This is a genomic window from Streptomyces seoulensis (assembly GCF_022846655.1).
Lineage (GTDB): Bacteria > Actinomycetota > Actinomycetes > Streptomycetales > Streptomycetaceae > Streptomyces.
In genome coordinates, this window is sequence record NZ_AP025667.1 from 5,836,360 (window position 1) to 5,852,414 (window position 16,055).

At 72.2% G+C, this 16,055-nt stretch carries 14 protein-coding genes; 8 read left to right on the forward strand and 6 right to left on the reverse strand.

Annotated features, from left to right (window positions below; translation table 11 throughout):
- The first annotated feature begins 93 nt into the window (after positions 1-93).
- Complete coding sequence (locus HEK131_RS26675) at positions 94-1,866, forward strand: acetyl/propionyl/methylcrotonyl-CoA carboxylase subunit alpha (RefSeq protein WP_217461056.1); 1,773 nt, start codon at positions 94-96, stop codon at positions 1,864-1,866.
- A 48-nt stretch (positions 1,867-1,914) separates the two neighbouring features.
- Here HEK131_RS26675 and HEK131_RS30195 read toward each other — a convergent pair whose 3' ends face one another.
- The 3 genes from HEK131_RS30195 to HEK131_RS26690 all read right to left on the reverse strand — a co-directional run bounded on the left by HEK131_RS30195 (position 1,915) and on the right by HEK131_RS26690 (position 5,424).
- Entirely contained in the window at positions 1,915-2,862 is a 948-nt protein-coding gene (locus tag HEK131_RS30195) for an HNH endonuclease signature motif containing protein (RefSeq protein ID WP_279614278.1), read from the reverse strand.
- 40 nt (positions 2,863-2,902) lie between these two features.
- Positions 2,903-3,841 carry a DeoR/GlpR family DNA-binding transcription regulator gene (locus tag HEK131_RS26685; protein WP_161146673.1) on the reverse strand — a complete coding sequence of 313 codons (939 nt, stop codon included), beginning with the start codon at positions 3,839-3,841 and terminating at the stop codon, positions 2,903-2,905.
- A gap of 134 nt (positions 3,842-3,975) precedes the next feature.
- Positions 3,976-5,424, reverse strand: a complete 1,449-nt coding sequence (locus HEK131_RS26690) for an NAD(P)H-quinone dehydrogenase (protein ID WP_217461057.1) — start codon at positions 5,422-5,424, stop codon at positions 3,976-3,978.
- A gap of 234 nt (positions 5,425-5,658) precedes the next feature.
- Here HEK131_RS26690 and HEK131_RS26695 point away from each other — a divergent pair, with 234 nt between their 5' ends.
- The 3 genes from HEK131_RS26695 to HEK131_RS26705 all read left to right on the forward strand — a co-directional run bounded on the left by HEK131_RS26695 (position 5,659) and on the right by HEK131_RS26705 (position 9,424).
- Positions 5,659-6,483, forward strand: a complete 825-nt coding sequence (locus HEK131_RS26695; protein ID WP_030806759.1) for a purine-nucleoside phosphorylase — start codon at positions 5,659-5,661, stop codon at positions 6,481-6,483.
- A gap of 43 nt (positions 6,484-6,526) precedes the next feature.
- The gene (locus tag HEK131_RS26700; RefSeq protein ID WP_244337323.1) at positions 6,527-8,158 is read left to right on the forward strand and encodes a phospho-sugar mutase; all 1,632 of its coding nucleotides are present in this window, start codon (positions 6,527-6,529) and stop codon (positions 8,156-8,158) included.
- 126 nt (positions 8,159-8,284) lie between these two features.
- The gene (locus HEK131_RS26705) at positions 8,285-9,424 is read left to right on the forward strand and encodes a hypothetical protein (RefSeq protein WP_217461059.1); all 1,140 of its coding nucleotides are present in this window, start codon (positions 8,285-8,287) and stop codon (positions 9,422-9,424) included.
- Between the two features lie 64 nt (positions 9,425-9,488).
- On the opposite strand, the gene HEK131_RS26710 is transcribed toward HEK131_RS26705, so the two are convergent.
- Positions 9,489-10,187 carry a PH domain-containing protein gene (locus HEK131_RS26710; RefSeq protein ID WP_244337328.1) on the reverse strand — a complete coding sequence of 233 codons (699 nt, stop codon included), beginning with the start codon at positions 10,185-10,187 and terminating at the stop codon, positions 9,489-9,491.
- 162 nt (positions 10,188-10,349) lie between these two features.
- Between HEK131_RS26710 and deoC the strand changes: the two genes are divergently transcribed.
- From deoC to HEK131_RS26725, 3 genes are read left to right on the forward strand one after another with little or no spacing between them, the layout of a single operon-like run.
- Complete coding sequence (deoC, locus tag HEK131_RS26715; RefSeq protein WP_244452149.1) at positions 10,350-11,348, forward strand: deoxyribose-phosphate aldolase; 999 nt, start codon at positions 10,350-10,352, stop codon at positions 11,346-11,348.
- A 5-nt stretch (positions 11,349-11,353) separates the two neighbouring features.
- Positions 11,354-12,790 (forward strand): aldehyde dehydrogenase family protein, encoded by a 1,437-nt coding sequence (locus HEK131_RS26720; RefSeq protein ID WP_217461061.1) that lies wholly within the window; start codon positions 11,354-11,356, stop codon positions 12,788-12,790.
- A complete protein-coding gene (locus HEK131_RS26725; protein ID WP_244337332.1) occupies positions 12,783-13,667 on the forward strand; it encodes an aldehyde dehydrogenase family protein in 885 nt (294 codons plus the stop codon). The genes HEK131_RS26720 and HEK131_RS26725 overlap by 8 nt, the downstream gene beginning before the upstream one ends.
- A 58-nt stretch (positions 13,668-13,725) precedes the next feature.
- Here HEK131_RS26725 and HEK131_RS26730 read toward each other — a convergent pair whose 3' ends face one another.
- A complete protein-coding gene (locus HEK131_RS26730; protein WP_217461063.1) occupies positions 13,726-14,148 on the reverse strand; it encodes a hypothetical protein in 423 nt (140 codons plus the stop codon).
- 126 nt (positions 14,149-14,274) lie between these two features.
- On the opposite strand from HEK131_RS26730, the gene HEK131_RS26735 reads away from it, so the two are divergent.
- Positions 14,275-14,910, forward strand: coding sequence for a uridine kinase family protein (locus HEK131_RS26735; protein WP_374201411.1), 636 nt, complete (start codon positions 14,275-14,277; stop codon positions 14,908-14,910).
- 233 nt (positions 14,911-15,143) lie between these two features.
- Here the strand turns inward: HEK131_RS26735 and HEK131_RS26740 are convergent, their stop codons facing one another.
- Complete coding sequence (locus HEK131_RS26740) at positions 15,144-15,932, reverse strand: SigE family RNA polymerase sigma factor (RefSeq protein WP_217461064.1); 789 nt, start codon at positions 15,930-15,932, stop codon at positions 15,144-15,146.
- Between the last annotated feature and the right edge of the window lie 123 nt (positions 15,933-16,055).

Consider the following 16,055-nt stretch of genomic DNA (forward strand, 5'->3'; position numbering starts at 1 on the left):
GCTCCGTGTGGGCAAGCTCACCATTGGGGACGGGTCGATGTGCCGTGTCGGCAGTCCCTAAACTCGGCTTGTTTCAAGGAGGGAGCCTCAATCGTGCGCAAGGTGCTCATCGCCAACCGTGGCGAAATCGCTGTCCGTGTGGCGCGGGCCTGCCGAGACGCAGGCATCGCGAGCGTGGCCGTGTACGCCGACCCGGACCGGGACGCTCTGCACGTCCGGGCCGCGGATGAGGCGTTCGCCCTGGGCGGTGACACCCCGGCCACCAGCTATCTGGACATCGAGAAGGTCCTGAACGCCGCCCGGGAGTCCGGCGCGGACGCGATCCACCCCGGCTACGGCTTCCTCTCGGAGAACGCCGAGTTCGCCCAGGCCGTGCTGGACGCGGGTCTGACCTGGATCGGTCCGCCGCCGCAGGCCATCCGGGACCTGGGTGACAAGGTCGCCGCCCGGCACATCGCGCAGCGCGCGGGTGCCCCGCTGGTCGCCGGTACGCCGGACCCGGTCTCGGGCTCCGAGGAGGTCGTGGCCTTCGCGAAGGAGCACGGCCTGCCGATCGCCATCAAGGCCGCCTTCGGCGGTGGCGGGCGCGGTCTGAAGGTGGCCCGCACCCTCGAAGAGGTGCCGGAGCTGTACGACTCGGCGGTCCGCGAGGCCGTCGCCGCCTTCGGCCGGGGCGAGTGCTTCGTGGAGCGCTACCTCGACCGCCCGCGGCACGTGGAGACCCAGTGCCTGGCCGACAAGCACGGCAACGTGGTCGTCGTCTCCACCCGTGACTGCTCGCTCCAGCGCCGCCACCAGAAGCTGGTCGAGGAGGCACCGGCGCCGTTCCTCTCCGAGGAGCAGGTCGCCGAGCTGTACCGCGCCTCCAAGGCCATCCTCAAGGAGGCCGCCTACGAGGGCGCCGGCACCTGTGAGTTCCTGGTCGGCCAGGACGGCACGATCTCCTTCCTGGAGGTCAACACCCGCCTCCAGGTCGAGCACCCCGTGACCGAGGAGGTCGCCGGGATCGACCTGGTCCGCGAGATGTTCCGTATCGCCGACGGCGAGGAGCTGGGCTACGGCGACCCCGAGCTGCGCGGGCACTCCTTCGAGTTCCGCATCAACGGCGAGGACCCGGGCCGGGGCTTCCTCCCCGCCCCCGGTACGGTCACCCGCTTCGAGGCGCCGACCGGTCCCGGTGTCCGGCTGGACGCGGGCGTGGAGTCCGGGTCGGTCATCGGCCCGGCGTGGGACTCCCTGCTGGCCAAGCTGGTCGTCACCGGCCGCACCCGCAAGGAGGCGCTGGAGCGCGCCGCGCGGGCGCTGGACGAGTTCCAGGTCGAGGGCATGGCCACGGCCATCCCGTTCCACCGCGTGGTGGTCCGGGACGCGGCCTTCGCCCCGGAGCTGACCGGCTCCAAGGACCCCTTCACGGTTCACACGCGCTGGATCGAGACCGAGTTCGTCAACGAGATCAAGCCCTTCACCGCCCCCGCCGACGCGGAGGCGGACGAGGAGCTGGGCCGCGAGACGGTCGTGGTCGAGGTGGGCGGCAAGCGCCTGGAGGTCTCCCTCCCCTCGTCGCTGGGCATGTCCCTGGCCCGCACCGGCCTCGCGGCGGGCGCCAAGCCCAAGCGCCGCGCGGCCAAGAAGTCCGGCCCCGTCGCCTCCGGCGACACCCTCGCCTCCCCGATGCAGGGCACCATCGTCAAGGTGGCCGTCGAGGAGGGCCAGACGGTCCAGGAGGGCGACCTGATCGTCGTCCTGGAGGCCATGAAGATGGAACAGCCTCTCAACGCCCACCGAGCGGGCACGGTGAAGGGCCTCCTCGCCGAGATCGGCGCCTCCATCACCTCGGGCGCCCCGATCTGCGAGATCAAGGACTGACCCCGAAGAACGATCGACGCGAACGCCCGGCCATGAGCCGGGCGTTCGTCATTTCCCGGCGCCCATCCCCCGGTGCCGCTCCTCGGCCACCGTCAGCAGCAGGGCGCGCAGCCGTTCGCGGGAGCGGCCACGGGTCTTGACCGCGTGGCAGTTCGGGCACAGGGCCACCATCCGGCTCGGGTGGTCCCGGCCGCCCAGGGCCAGGTCCCGCACATGGTCGACCTCCAGCAGCGGCAGCCCCCGGTCGGTCAGCTCCGTCGGCTGCCCGGCGCACTCCGGGTTCTCGCAGCGCCCCTCGCTGCGTCCCAGCACCAGCAGACGGGCCGCCCGCGAGCGCTTCGGCCGACTGCCACCGGCCGGGGCTCGCGTGCCGTGCCGCCGCTCCTCCGTCAGCTCCAGCAGGCGGCAGCCCTGTTCGTACTCGGCTGCGGTGAGGAGCCACTGCTCCGGGCCCGCACCGGCCGGCCCGAGGTCGCGCTCCGGTGCCTCCGGCTCGCCGGGCACCGCGTCGGGCTCCGGGCACGGCAGGCCGAGTTCGGCCAGCAGCGGGGCGGGATCGCGGTCGCCGAAGTACAGCTCCAGCAACTGTTCCTGCACGGCGAGCCGGGTGACGGCGGAGTTCCGGAAGAGGTCGTAGACCTCCTCGGTCGGGCCGCCCAGGGGCCGGCGCTCGGTGAACCAGCGGCGCGGGTCGCCGTGGGCGGTGGGCGCGTCGCCCTGGCCGGGCAGCGACCACAGCCCGTCCCGGCTCAGCGAGGCCACCGGGTAGTGCGGGCGCGGGGGCACTCCCGAAGCGGCCAGCAGCCCGCCCAGCTCCCGCTCGGTCTCGGACCAGGACAGCAGCCGCTCCGCACCCCGCAGGGCCCGCGCCATGGCCCACAGCAGGGTGACCGGCTTGTACAGCGCCGGTCCGCCGGAGGAACGGTTCACCCTGAGGTGGGTGAGGCGGTGGAGGAGGTCCTCCGGGGCCGTGCGGGTGGGGTGCGCCTGGGTCATGCCGGAAGCCTACGCAGGGCGTGCGCGGGCCGGCCTACGGCTACCTGCGGCGCAGGTCCGCCACCCGGGCTCGGTCGGTGGGCTGGTCGCCCAGGACTCCGCGGAGGGCTGCGCCGGGGACCTGGCCGCGGCGGGGGCCGGGGAGTTGGGAGCGTTGGCCGCGGGGGGCCGGGGGCTGTTCCTGGGCCGGGGCACCGGCCGCTCCGGCCACCGTGATCTGCACGCCCTGGTCGGCCAGGGCCTGGAGTTCGGTGGCGGCGCGGTCGTCGTGGGCCGGGGGCTCGTCGGTGACCAGGCGGGTGATCGCCTCGGTGGGCACCGTACGGAACATGGTGTCCGTGCCCAGCTTGGTGTGGTCGGCCAGGACCACGACCTCGGAGGCGGCCTGGACCAGGGCCCGGTCCACGGAGGCCGACAGCATGTTGGACGTGGACAGCCCGCGCTCGGCGGTCAGGCCGCTCCCGGAGAGGAACGCCTTGGAGACGCGCAGGCCCTGGAGGGACTGCTCGGCGCCGGAGCCGACGAGGGCGTAGTTGGACCCTCGCAGGGTGCCGCCGGTCATGACGACCTCCACCCGGTTGGCGTGGGCCAGCGCCTGCGCCACCAACAGGGAGTTGGTGACCACGGTCAGGCCGGGCACCCGGGCCAGCCGGCGGGCCAGCTCCTGGGTGGTTGTACCGGCGCCGACCACGATGGCCTCGCCCTCTTCGACGAGTCCCGCGGCGAGGTCGGCGATGGCCGTCTTCTCCGCGGTCGCGAGATGTGATTTCTGCGGAAAGCCGGATTCTCGCGTGAATCCACCCGGCAGTACCGCACCGCCATGCCGGCGGTCGAGGAGTCCTTCTGCCTCCAGCGCGCGCACGTCCCGCCGTACGGTCACTTCGGAGGTCTGGACGACGCGGGCGAGTTCACGGAGCGACACGGCCCCATTGGCTCGCACCATTTCGAGGATCAGTTGACGACGTTCTGCAGCGAACACGAAACTGACAGTAACCCCAACGACCGTCTGCTTTCAGCAGTTTGCGCCGAATAGCAGAAGTTGTTCGCAAGGGGACCCTGGAAGTGATATAGGGCCTTACCAGCCGACTATGCCGCCCGCATGGGCCGCCCCGGTCAGCCCTCGCCGCCCGCCTTGCGGCTCTGCAACTGGCGGGCCACCTCGGCGATCGAGCCGGACAGCGACGGGTAGACCGTGAACGCCTTGGCGATCTGCTCGACCGTCAGATTGTTGTCGACCGCGATCGAGATGGGGTGGATGAGTTCCGAGGCGCGCGGCGCGACGACCACACCGCCGACCACGATCCCGGTGCCCGGCCGGCAGAAGATCTTGACGAAGCCGTCCCGGATGCCCTGCATCTTCGCGCGCGGGTTGCGCAGCAGCGGCAGCTTCACCATGCGCGCGTCGATCTTGCCCGCGTCCACGTCGGCCTGGGTGTAGCCGACGGTGGCGATCTCGGGGTCGGTGAAGACGTTGGAGGAGACCGTCTTGAGGTCCAGCGGGGCCACCGCGTCACCGAGGAAGTGGTAGACCGCGATACGGCCCTGCATCGCCGCCACGGAGGCCAGCGCGAACACGCCGGTCACGTCACCGGCCGCGTACACGCCGGGCGCGCTGGTGCGGGAGACCTTGTCGGTCCAGATGTGCCCGGACTCGCGCAGCTTGACCCCGGCCTCCTCGAGACCGAGACCCGCGCTGTTCGGGATCGCGCCGACCGCCATCAGGCAGTGGCTGCCGGTGATCACACGGCCGTCGGCGAGGGTGACCTCGACCCGGTCGCCGACCCGCTTGGCGGACTGGGCGCGGGAGCGGGCCATCACGTTCATGCCGCGGCGGCGGAAGACGTCCTCCAGCACGGCGGCGGCGTCCGGGTCCTCGCCCGGCAGCACGCGGTCGCGCGAGGAGACCAGGGTGACCTTGGAGCCGAGCGCCTGGTAGGCACCGGCGAACTCGGCGCCGGTGACGCCGGAGCCGACCACGATCAGCTCTTCGGGCAGCTCGTCCAGGTCGTAGACCTGGGTCCAGTTCAGGATGCGCTCGCCGTCCGGCTGGGCGTCGGGCAGCTCGCGCGGGTGACCGCCGGTGGCGATGAGCACGGCGTCGGCGGTGAGGGTCTCCTCGGTGCCGTCGGCGGCGGTGACGACGACCTTGCGGGAGCCGTCGAGGGCCTGCATGCCCTCGAGGCGGCCCCGGCCGCGCATGACGCGGGCGCCGGCGCGGGTCACGGAGGCGGTGATGTCGTGGGACTGGGCGAGCGCGAGCCGCTTCACCCGGCGGTTGACCTTGCCGAGGTCCACGCCGACCACGCGGGCCGCCTGCTCGATGTGCGGGGTGTCGTCGGCGACGATGATGCCCAGCTCCTCGTAGGAGGAGTCGAAGGTGGTCATCACCTCGGCCGTCGCGATAAGGGTCTTCGACGGCACGCAGTCGGTCAGCACCGACGCTCCGCCCAGACCGTCGCAGTCCACGACGGTCACCTCCGCGCCGAGCTGGGCGGCCGTCAGCGCCGCCTCGTATCCGCCGGGTCCGCCACCGATGATCACGATCCGAGTCACGTACCCCATTGTCCCGCACCCCGCGAGAAGCGAGCGCGCCGGGGCGGCACCCCGGAGGCGGAAGCGCCCATAGGGGCTGGTGGGGCCGGAGTTTTCACAGTGCGGCGAGGTGCGGAATGCACCGCCGGTCAACTGCGCGCAGCCGTTTTGCCCAGCCTTTGTCGAAATCTGCCTGACAACGATCGCATTCCCATGGGCTCTGTCATCTACGCGCGTAGGAGAACACCGGCTACCCTCATCGGCGTGAACGCATCTCTCCTTCCGGACGACCGCCAGGGCGACCCGCACGCCGCCGCCGACGCCGCCGCCGCGCGCCTGCGCGAACTCACCGGCGCCGAGACCCACGACGTCGCCCTCGTGATGGGCTCCGGCTGGGCCCCGGCCGTGGACGCCCTGGGCGAGCCCGACGCCGAGTTCCAGGTCACCGAGCTGCCCGGCTTCCCGCCGCCGGCCGTCGAGGGACACGGCGGCAAGATCCGCTCGTACACCTTCGGTGACAAGCGCGCCCTGGTCTTCCTGGGCCGCACCCACTACTACGAGGGCCGTGGCGTCGCCGCCGTCGCGCACGGCGTGCGCACCGCCGTCGCCGCGGGCTGCAAGACCATCGTGCTGACCAACGGCTGCGGCGGCCTGCGCGAGGGCATGCGCCCCGGCCAGCCGGTGCTGATCAGCGACCACCTGAACCTGACGGCCACCTCGCCGATCGTGGGCGCCAACTTCGTCGACCTCACCGACCTGTACTCGCCGCGCCTGCGCGCCCTGTGCAAGGAGATCGACCCCTCCCTGGAGGAGGGCGTCTACGCGCAGTTCCCCGGCCCGCACTACGAGACCCCGGCCGAGATCCGCATGGCCCGCGTGATCGGCGCGGACCTGGTCGGCATGTCCACGGTGCTGGAGGCCATCGCCGCGCGCGAGGCCGGCGCCGAGGTGCTGGGCATCTCCCTGGTCACCAACCTCGCCGCCGGCATGACGGGCGAGCCGCTGAACCACGAGGAGGTCCTCCAGGCGGGCCGTGACTCGGCGGCGCGCATGGGCGAGCTGCTGGGACAGGTGCTGAACCGGCTGTAGCCGAGGGCGGCAGCGGACAGATCGAGAGAGAGGTTCACCCGAGGTGCAGGACGAAGTCATCGCACGGGCCCAGGCGTGGCTGGCCGAGGACCCCGACCCCGAGACCCGCGAGGAGCTGGCCAAGCTCATCGACACCGGGGACGTCACGGAGCTGACCGCGCGCTTCAGCGGCACGCTCCAGTTCGGCACCGCCGGGCTGCGCGGCGAGCTGGGCGCGGGCCCGATGCGGATGAACCGCGCCGTCGTCATCCGCGCCGCCGCGGGTCTCGCCGCGTACCTGAAGGCCAAGGGGGAGACCGGCGGCCTGGTCGTCGTCGGCTACGACGCCCGGCACAAGTCGGCCGACTTCGCGCGGGACACCGCCGCCGTGATCACCGGCGCCGGACTGCGCGCCGCCGTGCTGCCGCGCCCGCTGCCCACCCCGGTCCTGGCCTACGCCATACGGCACCTGGGCGCGGTCGCGGGCGTGGAGGTCACGGCCAGCCACAACCCGCCGCGCGACAACGGCTACAAGGTGTACCTCGGCGACGGCTCCCAGATCGTGCCGCCCGCCGACGCGGAGATCGCCGCCGAGATCGACGCGGTGCGCGCGCTCGCCGACGTGCCCCGGCCGGAGTCCGGCTGGGAGGTGCTCGGCGACGAGGTGCTGGAGGTGTATCTGGCCCGTACGGACGCCGTCCTGGGCGAGGGCTCGGCCCGTACCGCCCGGACCGTCTACACGGCGATGCACGGCGTCGGCAAGGACGTGCTGCTCGCCGCCTTCGCGCGGGCCGGGTTCCCGGAGCCCGCGCTCGTGGCCGAACAGGCCGAGCCCGACCCGGACTTCCCGACCGTGGCCTTCCCCAACCCGGAGGAGCCCGGCGCGATGGACCTCGCCTTCGCGCTGGCCCGCGCGACCGGCCCGGACCTCGTGATCGCCAACGACCCGGACGCGGACCGCTGCGCCGTGGCCGTACGCGACGGCGCCGACTGGCGGATGCTGCGCGGTGACGAGGTGGGCGCGCTGCTCGCCGCGCACCTGGTGGGCCGGGGCGTCACCGGCACCTTCGCGGAGTCCATCGTCTCCTCCTCCCTCCTCGGCCGGATCGCAGAGAAGGCCGGGCTCGGCCACGAGGAGACCCTGACGGGCTTCAAATGGATCGCCCGCGTGGACGGCCTGCGCTACGGGTACGAGGAGGCGCTCGGCTACTGCGTCGACCCCGAGGGCGTGCGCGACAAGGACGGCATCACGGCGGCCCTGCTCATCACCGAGCTGGCCTCCGGGCTGAAGGAGTCGGGGCGCACCCTGCTCGACCTCCTCGACGACCTCGCGCTGGAGCACGGCCTGCACGCCACGGACCAGTTGTCGGTGCGGGTGGAGGACCTGTCGGTCATCGCGGACGCGATGCGCCGCCTGCGCGAGCGGCCGCCGGTCCGGCTCGCCGGCCTGACGGTCACCTCGGCGGAGGACCTGACCCGTGGCACGGCCGCCCTCCCGCCCACGGACGGTCTGCGCTACACCCTGGACGGCGCCCGCGTCATCGTCCGCCCGAGCGGCACCGAGCCCAAGCTGAAGTGCTACCTGGAGGTCGTGGTCCCGGTCGCCGGCCGTGACGCCCTCCCGGCGGCACGCACGAAGGCGGCCGAGCTGCTGGCGGAGATCAAGCGGGACCTGTCCCAGGCGGCGGGGATCTGAGCGGACGGGCCGATCCGTGCGCGGGCCGATCCGTGCGCTGGTCGGCCCTGCCGGGGAGTCCCCTCCGGTCAAGATCTGCACAAGTACCTGGTGGTGGGCCCCTGTTGGGCCACTAGGGTCCCGGTCATGACCATGAACATGACTCGCCGCGGTCTGATACGCGGCGGCACCGGGATCGCCGCGGCGGCCGCCGCCGGGCTGGGACTGCCCGCTCAGGCGGCGGTGGCCGCGCCCGTGGAGAACCCCGCGAGCGTGCCGACCGGGACCGCGCTGATCGACGTGGCCGCCGGTTCCACCCGCTGGCTGGCCGGGGTCGCGAACCAGGACAGCTCGACCACGCTCCAGGGGATCGCCTTCGACTCGGCCAACGGGCACTTCTACACGCTCCAGGTGGCCGGGGCGAGCCAGATCGCCTACCTCCGCTCGGGCGGCCAGGTCGCGGTGACGGCGTCCATCGGCGGCGACGACCACGCCGAGTCGGGCGACCTCTGTCTGACCCGGCACGACATCGCCACGGGCGCGGTCAACGGGTACATGTACCTGCTGGGCTTCGGCCACGGCGTCTCCCTCGGCATCCAGCCCGCGAGCGGCGGCGCCCCGGCGTACGTCTGGACCGAGGCGGGGTCGGGGCGCGGCGGGTACGGGCAGGAGTTCGTCCGCTTCCCCTTCGCCACCAAGACCGTGCTGTGGACGAGCCACCCCGCCGTGCAGCGCTTCGGCTCTCCGGACCCGGCGGCGACCTCGATGACGCCCTCGGTGGACGTGGACCACGACATCCTGCTGATCCGCTACGCGCTGGGCTCCGCGCACTGGTTCGCCGCGTACGACCTGTCGGCGGCGGTGGCCACGGCCGGCACCGGCACGCTGCCGGCCCCGCTGGCCCGCATCCAGCAGCCCCCGCTGTACAAGTACAAGGCCGACGGCACCCCGGACCCCACCACCCCGGCGACCTTCCAGGGCTTCACGTCCTACGGCCAGTACGTCTACATGCTCGACGGCGACCCCCGCACCACCACGCCCTCCGGCACCCTGACCGGCGTCGACAAGTGGGCCGTCCACACCACGTCGTTCGACCTGAACGGCACCCGGAACGACCCCACGACGGGCTACATCGCGAGCACCCACTCCGAGGCGGACGCGGCGGCGGACCCCCGCGAGCCGGAGGGCATGGCCGTCTACACCGGCGCGGGCGCCCCGCGTCTCTGCTTCGGCATCACGAACAACTCGGGCAGCGACAGGCAGTTCGACCTGTACTACAAGGTCTGAGCGCCGGTTCCCGAAAAGCGGCGGCGGCCGGAGTCTCCCCGTCCGCCGCCGGCCGTGCCCGGACTCAGCCCGTGATCAGCAGGACCGCCAGCAGTACGGCTCCCGCCAGGGCCGGGATCAGGATCTCGTAGGCCCAGCGGATGGTGATCTCGCCCTGGGCGTGCTCCGCCTCGCCGTGGCGTTCGTGGAGGTCCCGGAGGTCGTCCATGATCTTGTCGCTCTCCGCGCGGGCGGGGGCGGCAGCCGCCTCGGCGGCACCGAACGCCGCCGCTCCCCCGCCGCTGAAGACCCCGCCGAAGCGGCTGCCGCCACGGGTGCCGCGGGCCGCGTCCGCCGCAGCGCGGGCCCGCTTGTTGGCCGCGCGCTTGCGGGCGCGCAGCGAGACGGGGATCGCCCAGAGCTGGAACTTGGTACCGGACTCGGTCAGCGCCTCGTTGGAGTAGCCCGAGCGCAGGGAGGACAGCCGGCCCCAGGGCAGGTGGATCACGCGGAAGGGGTTGCGGACCCGCAGCCGCTCCTCGTCGGCGTAGACCGCCGGGCGCAGGGTGAACGCGGTCACCAGCGGCACCACCAGGATCATCACGGCCAGCGCCAGCCACGGCACACGGCCCGTGCCGCGGAACAGCGCGTCGCAGCCGAGCCAGACGACGAGGGCCAGCACGAGCACACCGCCCACGAGGGCCATCGGCGAGCGGTAGATCCGGTCCCTGGCGGCGGGCGCCACGGGCCGCGACGCGGGTGACTGGTGGTCCGGGGTCGTCATGGCCCCGATTGTGCACGAACGCCGCGCGGCCACCACCACCCGGCCCGATAGAGGAACGCATCCGTGACCTGCGGTGGCGTTTCCGGCCCTCTTGGGCCCCCCACAACCCCGCCCCCGGGGCTATACAGCCGCTACGCGCGTAGATATGCTCGTCTGGTGACCATGCCCTCCCCCAAGCTCTCGACTCCGCTCGAACAGGGCGGTGCTCCCATCGCATCCCCCGCAAAGGCGTTCGCCGACGTCACCGCGTCCGACAGCACGCTGCGCCGCTTCCTCCACGGGCTGCCCGGCGTCGACGCGGTCGGCCTGGAGGCGCGTGCGGCGTCCCTCGGGACCCGCTCGATCAAGACCACCGCGAAGGCGTACGCCATCGACCTCGCCATCTCGATGGTCGACCTGACCACGCTGGAAGGCGCGGACACTCCCGGCAAGGTCCGGGCGCTCGGCGCCAAGGCGGCCCACCCGGACCCCACGGACCGTACGACGCCGACCACCGCCGCCGTCTGCGTGTATCCCGACATGGTGGCCGTCGCCAAGGAGGCCGTCGCCGGTTCCGGCGTCAAGGTCGCCTCCGTGGCCACCGCCTTCCCGGCCGGCCGGGCCGCGCTCGGCGTGAAGCTGGCCGACGTGCGCGACGCGGTCGCGGCGGGCGCCGACGAGATCGACATGGTCATCGACCGCGGCGCCTTCCTCGCGGGCGACTACCTCAAGGTGTACGACGAGATCACCGCCGTGAAGGAAGCCTGCGGGACGAGCGCCCGGCTGAAGGTCATCTTCGAGACCGGCGAGCTGTCGACGTACGACAACATCCGCCGGGCGAGCTGGCTGGGCATGATGGCGGGCGCGGACTTCATCAAGACGTCCACCGGCAAGGTCGCGGTCAACGCCACCCCCGCCAACACCCTGCTGATGCTGGAGGCGGTGCGCGACTTCCGCGCCCAGACCGGCGTCCAGGTCGGCGTGAAGCCCGCGGGCGGCATCCGCACCACCAAGGACGCGGTCAAGTTCCTGGTCCTGGTCAACGAGACCGCGGGCGAGGACTGGCTGGACAACCACTGGTTCCGCTTCGGCGCCTCCTCGCTGCTGAACGACCTGCTGATGCAGCGTCAGAAGCTGGCCACCGGCCGCTACTCCGGCCCCGACTACGTGACGGTGGACTGATCACCATGGCTTCCCTCTTCGAGTACGCGCCGGCGCCCGAGTCCCGCGCCGTCGTCGACATCGCCCCCTCCTACGGGCTCTTCATCGACGGCGAGTTCACCGAAGCCGCCGACGGCAAGGTCTTCAAGACCGTCTCCCCCTCCACCGAGGAGGTGCTCTCCGAGGTCGCGCAGGCCGGTGAGGCGGACGTGGACCGCGCGGTCAAGGCCGCCCGCAAGGCGTTCGAGAAGTGGTCGGCGCTGCCCGGCTCCGAGCGCGCCAAGTACCTGTTCCGCATCGCCCGCATCATCCAGGAGCGCAGCCGCGAGCTGGCCGTGCTGGAGACGCTGGACAACGGCAAGCCGATCAAGGAGACCCGCGACGCGGACCTCCCCCTGGTCGCCGCGCACTTCTTCTACTACGCGGGCTGGGCCGACAAGCTCGACCACGCCGGCTTCGGCGCCAACCCGGCTCCGCTGGGCGTCGCCGGCCAGGTCATCCCGTGGAACTTCCCGCTGCTGATGCTGGCGTGGAAGATCGCCCCGGCGCTGGCCACCGGCAACACGGTCGTCCTCAAGCCCGCCGAGACCACCCCGCTGTCGGCCCTGTTCTTCGCGGACATCTGCCGCCAGGCGGGCCTGCCCAAGGGTGTCGTCAACATCCTGCCGGGCTACGGCGACGCGGGCGCCGCGCTGGTCGCCCACCCGGACGTGAACAAGGTCGCCTTCACCGGCTCCACGGCCGTCGGCAAGCAGATCGCGCGCACGGTCGCCGGGACGAGCAAGAAGCTCACGCTGGAGCTGGGCGGCAAGGGCGCCAACATCGTCTTCGACGACGCCCCCATCGACCAGGCCGTCGAGGGCATCGTCACCGGCATCTTCTTCAACCAGGGCCAGGTCTGCTGCGCGGGCTCGCGTCTGCTGGTCCAGGAGTCGATCCAGGACGAGCTGCTGGACGCGCTCAAGCGCCGCCTGTCCACGCTGCGCCTCGGTGACCCGCTGGACAAGAACACCGACATCGGCGCGATCAACTCCGCCGAGCAGCTCGCCCGGATCACCGCGCTGGCGGAGAAGGGCGAGGCGGAGGGCGCCGAGCGCTGGTCCCCGGCCTGCGAACTGCCCTCCTCCGGTTACTGGTTCGCCCCGACGCTGTTCACGAACGTCACCCAGGCGCACACCATCGCCCGCGACGAGATCTTCGGCCCGGTGCTGTCGGTGCTCAGCTTCCGCACCCCGGACGAGGCCGTCGCCAAGGCCAACAACACCCAGTACGGGCTGTCGGCGGGCATCTGGACCGAGAAGGGTTCCCGGATCCTGGCCGTGGCGAACAAGCTGCGCGCCGGTGTCGTCTGGTCCAACACGTTCAACAAGTTCGACCCGACCTCGCCCTTCGGCGGTTACAAGGAGTCGGGCTTCGGCCGCGAGGGCGGTCGCCACGGCCTGGAGGCTTACCTCGATGTCTGACCGACTGAGCGTCTTCAAGACCTACAAGCTGTACGTCGGGGGCAAGTTCCCCCGCTCCGAAAGCGGCCGGGTGTACGAGGTGACCGACTCCAAGGGCAACTGGCTGGCGAACGCGCCCCTCTCGTCCCGCAAGGACGCCCGTGACGCGGTCGTGGCCGCGCGCAAGGCGTTCGGCGGCTGGTCCGGCGCGACCGCGTACAACCGCGGTCAGGTGCTGTATCGGGTGGCCGAGATGCTGGAGGGCCGCAAGGAGCAGTTCGTCCGCGAGGTCGCGGAGGCCGAGGGCCTGTCGAAGGCCAAGGCCGCCGCGGTCGTGGACGCGGCCATCGACCGCTGGGTCTGGTACGCGGGCTGGACCGACAAGATCGCCCAGGTCGTGGGCGGCGCCAACCCGGTCGCGGGCCCGTACTTCAACCTCTCCTCGCCCGAGCCGACCGGTGTGGTCGCGGTGCTGGCCCCGCAGGACTCGTCCTTCCTGGGCCTGGTCTCGGTGATCGCCCCGGTGATCGCCACCGGCAACACCGCGGTCGTCATCGCCTCCGAGAAGGCCCCGCTGCCCGCCCTGTCGCTCGGCGAGGTGCTGGCCACCTCCGACGTGCCGGGCGGTGTCGTCAACATCCTGTCGGGCGCCACGGCCGAGCTGGCCGCGCCGCTCGCCGCGCACCAGGACGTCAACGCGATCGACCTCGCGGGCGCCGACGAGGCGCTGGCGAAGGAGCTGGAGATCGCGGCGGCGGACAACCTCAAGCGGGTTCTCCGTCCACAGCCTGTGGACCACACGGCGACGCCGGGCATCGACCGGATGACGGCCTTCCTGGAGACCAAGACGGTCTGGCACCCCACCGGGGCGCTGGGCGCGTCGGGCTCGTCGTACTGAGCGCACACGGAGCCGCGCCGTCCCTTCACCTCGAAGGGGCGGCGCGGCTTCGCGCTTGTCAGCCCTTGGGCGTGAGCAGGCCCAGCGTCTGACCGACGACCGGGACCGCGCCGAAGGACGGGGCCTGGGCGATCGGGCCGGTCAGCGCCAGGGTGTTGAGCGGCTTGAAGTCGGCGACGGTGGTGCCGATGCCGTTGTTCAGCGGGTCGGTGCCGGTGCCCGCCAGCGGGTTGGGCTTGAGGCCGGCGACGGTGCCGGTGGCGTAGCCGACCGACATGGCGAGGGCGTTCACCCCGGACTGCGGATTGACGTCGCCGATGTCGGCGGAGCGCAGCGGCGGCACGTCCAGCAGCGGCGCGGCCGCGTCGGCGTGGGCCGTGCTCGCACCCGCCGCCAGGGCCGCTCCGGCCGACGCGAGGGCGATCAGGGCGCGCCGTGCGGCGGGCTGACGGGGAGACCGGGGTGCGGAGTGTCGTGCCATCAGTGGTGCCGCCTTCTGGTGCGCAGGGTAATACGGTCGACACGTAGGGTAGTTGAGATGTGACGCACGCTCCAATGCGGCCCGCGGGGTCGGCAGGACGGCCACCATGCGTCAAACTGGTGTTCCGTGAGCATCCATCTTCCGTCCCCCGCCCGCGTGGTGCTGTTGAGCGGCCCCTCCGGTTCGGGCAAGTCACTGGTCGCAGCCCTCTCCGGGCTGCCCGTGCTGCGCCTCGACGACTTCTACAAGGAGGGCGACGACCCCACCCTGCCGCTGGTGGACGGGAGCTCGGACATCGACTGGGACCATCCGCTGTCCTGGGACGCGGACGTGGCCCTCGCGGCGATCGCCCGGCTGTGCGCGTCCGGTTCGACGCCGGTGCCGGTGTACGACATCTCGCTGAGCGCCCGTACCGGCGAGGACACCCTGAGCATCGGCGGTACCCCGCTGTTCATCGCCGAGGGGATCTTCGCGGCGGAGATCGTGGAGCGCTGCCGGGAGCTGGGGGTGCTGGCGGACGCGCTGTGTCTGACGCGGGGCCCGGTCACCACCTTCCGGCGCCGTTTCCTGCGCGATCTGAAGGAGGGCCGCAAGTCGGTGCCGTTCCTGCTGCGCCGGGGCTGGCGGCTGCTGCGCGCGGAACGCTCGATCGTGACCCGCCAGGTGTCCCTGGGCGCGCACCCGTGCGGCCGGGACGAGGCGCTGAGCCGGATGGCGGCGGCAGCGGCGGGCCGGCAGACGCGGCAGCAGACGGCGGCATAGGCGGGCGCGGACATGAGGAAGCGGGACTGCACGGCCCCCCAGCCGTCCAGCCCCGCTTCCGGTGTTCCCCCGTGTTTCCCCCGGTTGTTCCCCCGTGTTTCCCCTTACGGGTTCTCGCGCGGACCCTCCCCCCGGTGGACCCCCGCGATTCCCCGTATCCCCTCGGGCCGAGCCGTGACGGCTCGTTCCCCCCGTTTCCCCCGTGGATCCACCTCCCCCGGTGGACCCGTCCTTCAGGCGACCAGCTCGCCGAAGGCGTCTTCGTGGTCCCGGCCGAAGCTCAGGACCTCGTCCTCGCGCAGGCGCCGCAGCGAGCGCCAGATGCTGGACTTCACCGTGCCGACGCTGATGCCGAGTATGTCGGCGATCTCCGGGTCGGTACGGCCCTCGTAGTAGCGCAGCACCAGCATGGTGCGCTGGGGCTCGGGCAGCCGGGCGAGCGCCTGCCACAGGACGGCGCGCAGCTCGGTGCCGCGCATGGCGTCCGTGCCGGCCGGCGTCTCCGGCAGTTCCTCGGTCGGGTACTCGTTCAGCTTGCGGCGGCGCCACGCGCTGATGTGCAGGTTGGTCATGGTGCGGCGGAGGTAACCGCCGACCGCGGCCTTGTCACTGATCCGCTCCCACGCCCGGTAGGTCGAGAACAGTGCGCTCTGGAGCAGGTCCTCGGCCTCGAACCGGTCGCCGGTCAGGTGGTAGGCGGTCGCATACAGGGAGGCGCGGCGCTCCTGGACGTAGGCGGTGAACTCCGCCTCCGTCAGCGAGCGACGCTCCCCCGGTTCCTCCCCGTACGCGCTTCCCCCGTGCCCCTCCCCCGTGCGGGCGTCGACCACCGTCATGTAACCGGTGTGCTGACGCCCGGTGCCGCGGGCGCACCCCCGTACTCCCTGGGACTCGCGGCCGCGTTCCAGCAGCGCGGTCCCGGCACCGGACTTCCCGGAATTCCCGGAAGGCGCAGCCCCCCGGTGTGCGTCGTGCAGACGCGTGACCACTGCGCTGGTGCTCATGCCGTGTGGCGTGTTCATCTCGCGCTCCCCGTCGTGGACTTCCGGTGATCTGCGGGGCCGGTGGTGCTCTCCCGCCTGTCGAAAAGCTTGCCGATCGACCTTCATGGCCGTGTCCGCCGACTGTCACAGACCTGTCACAGG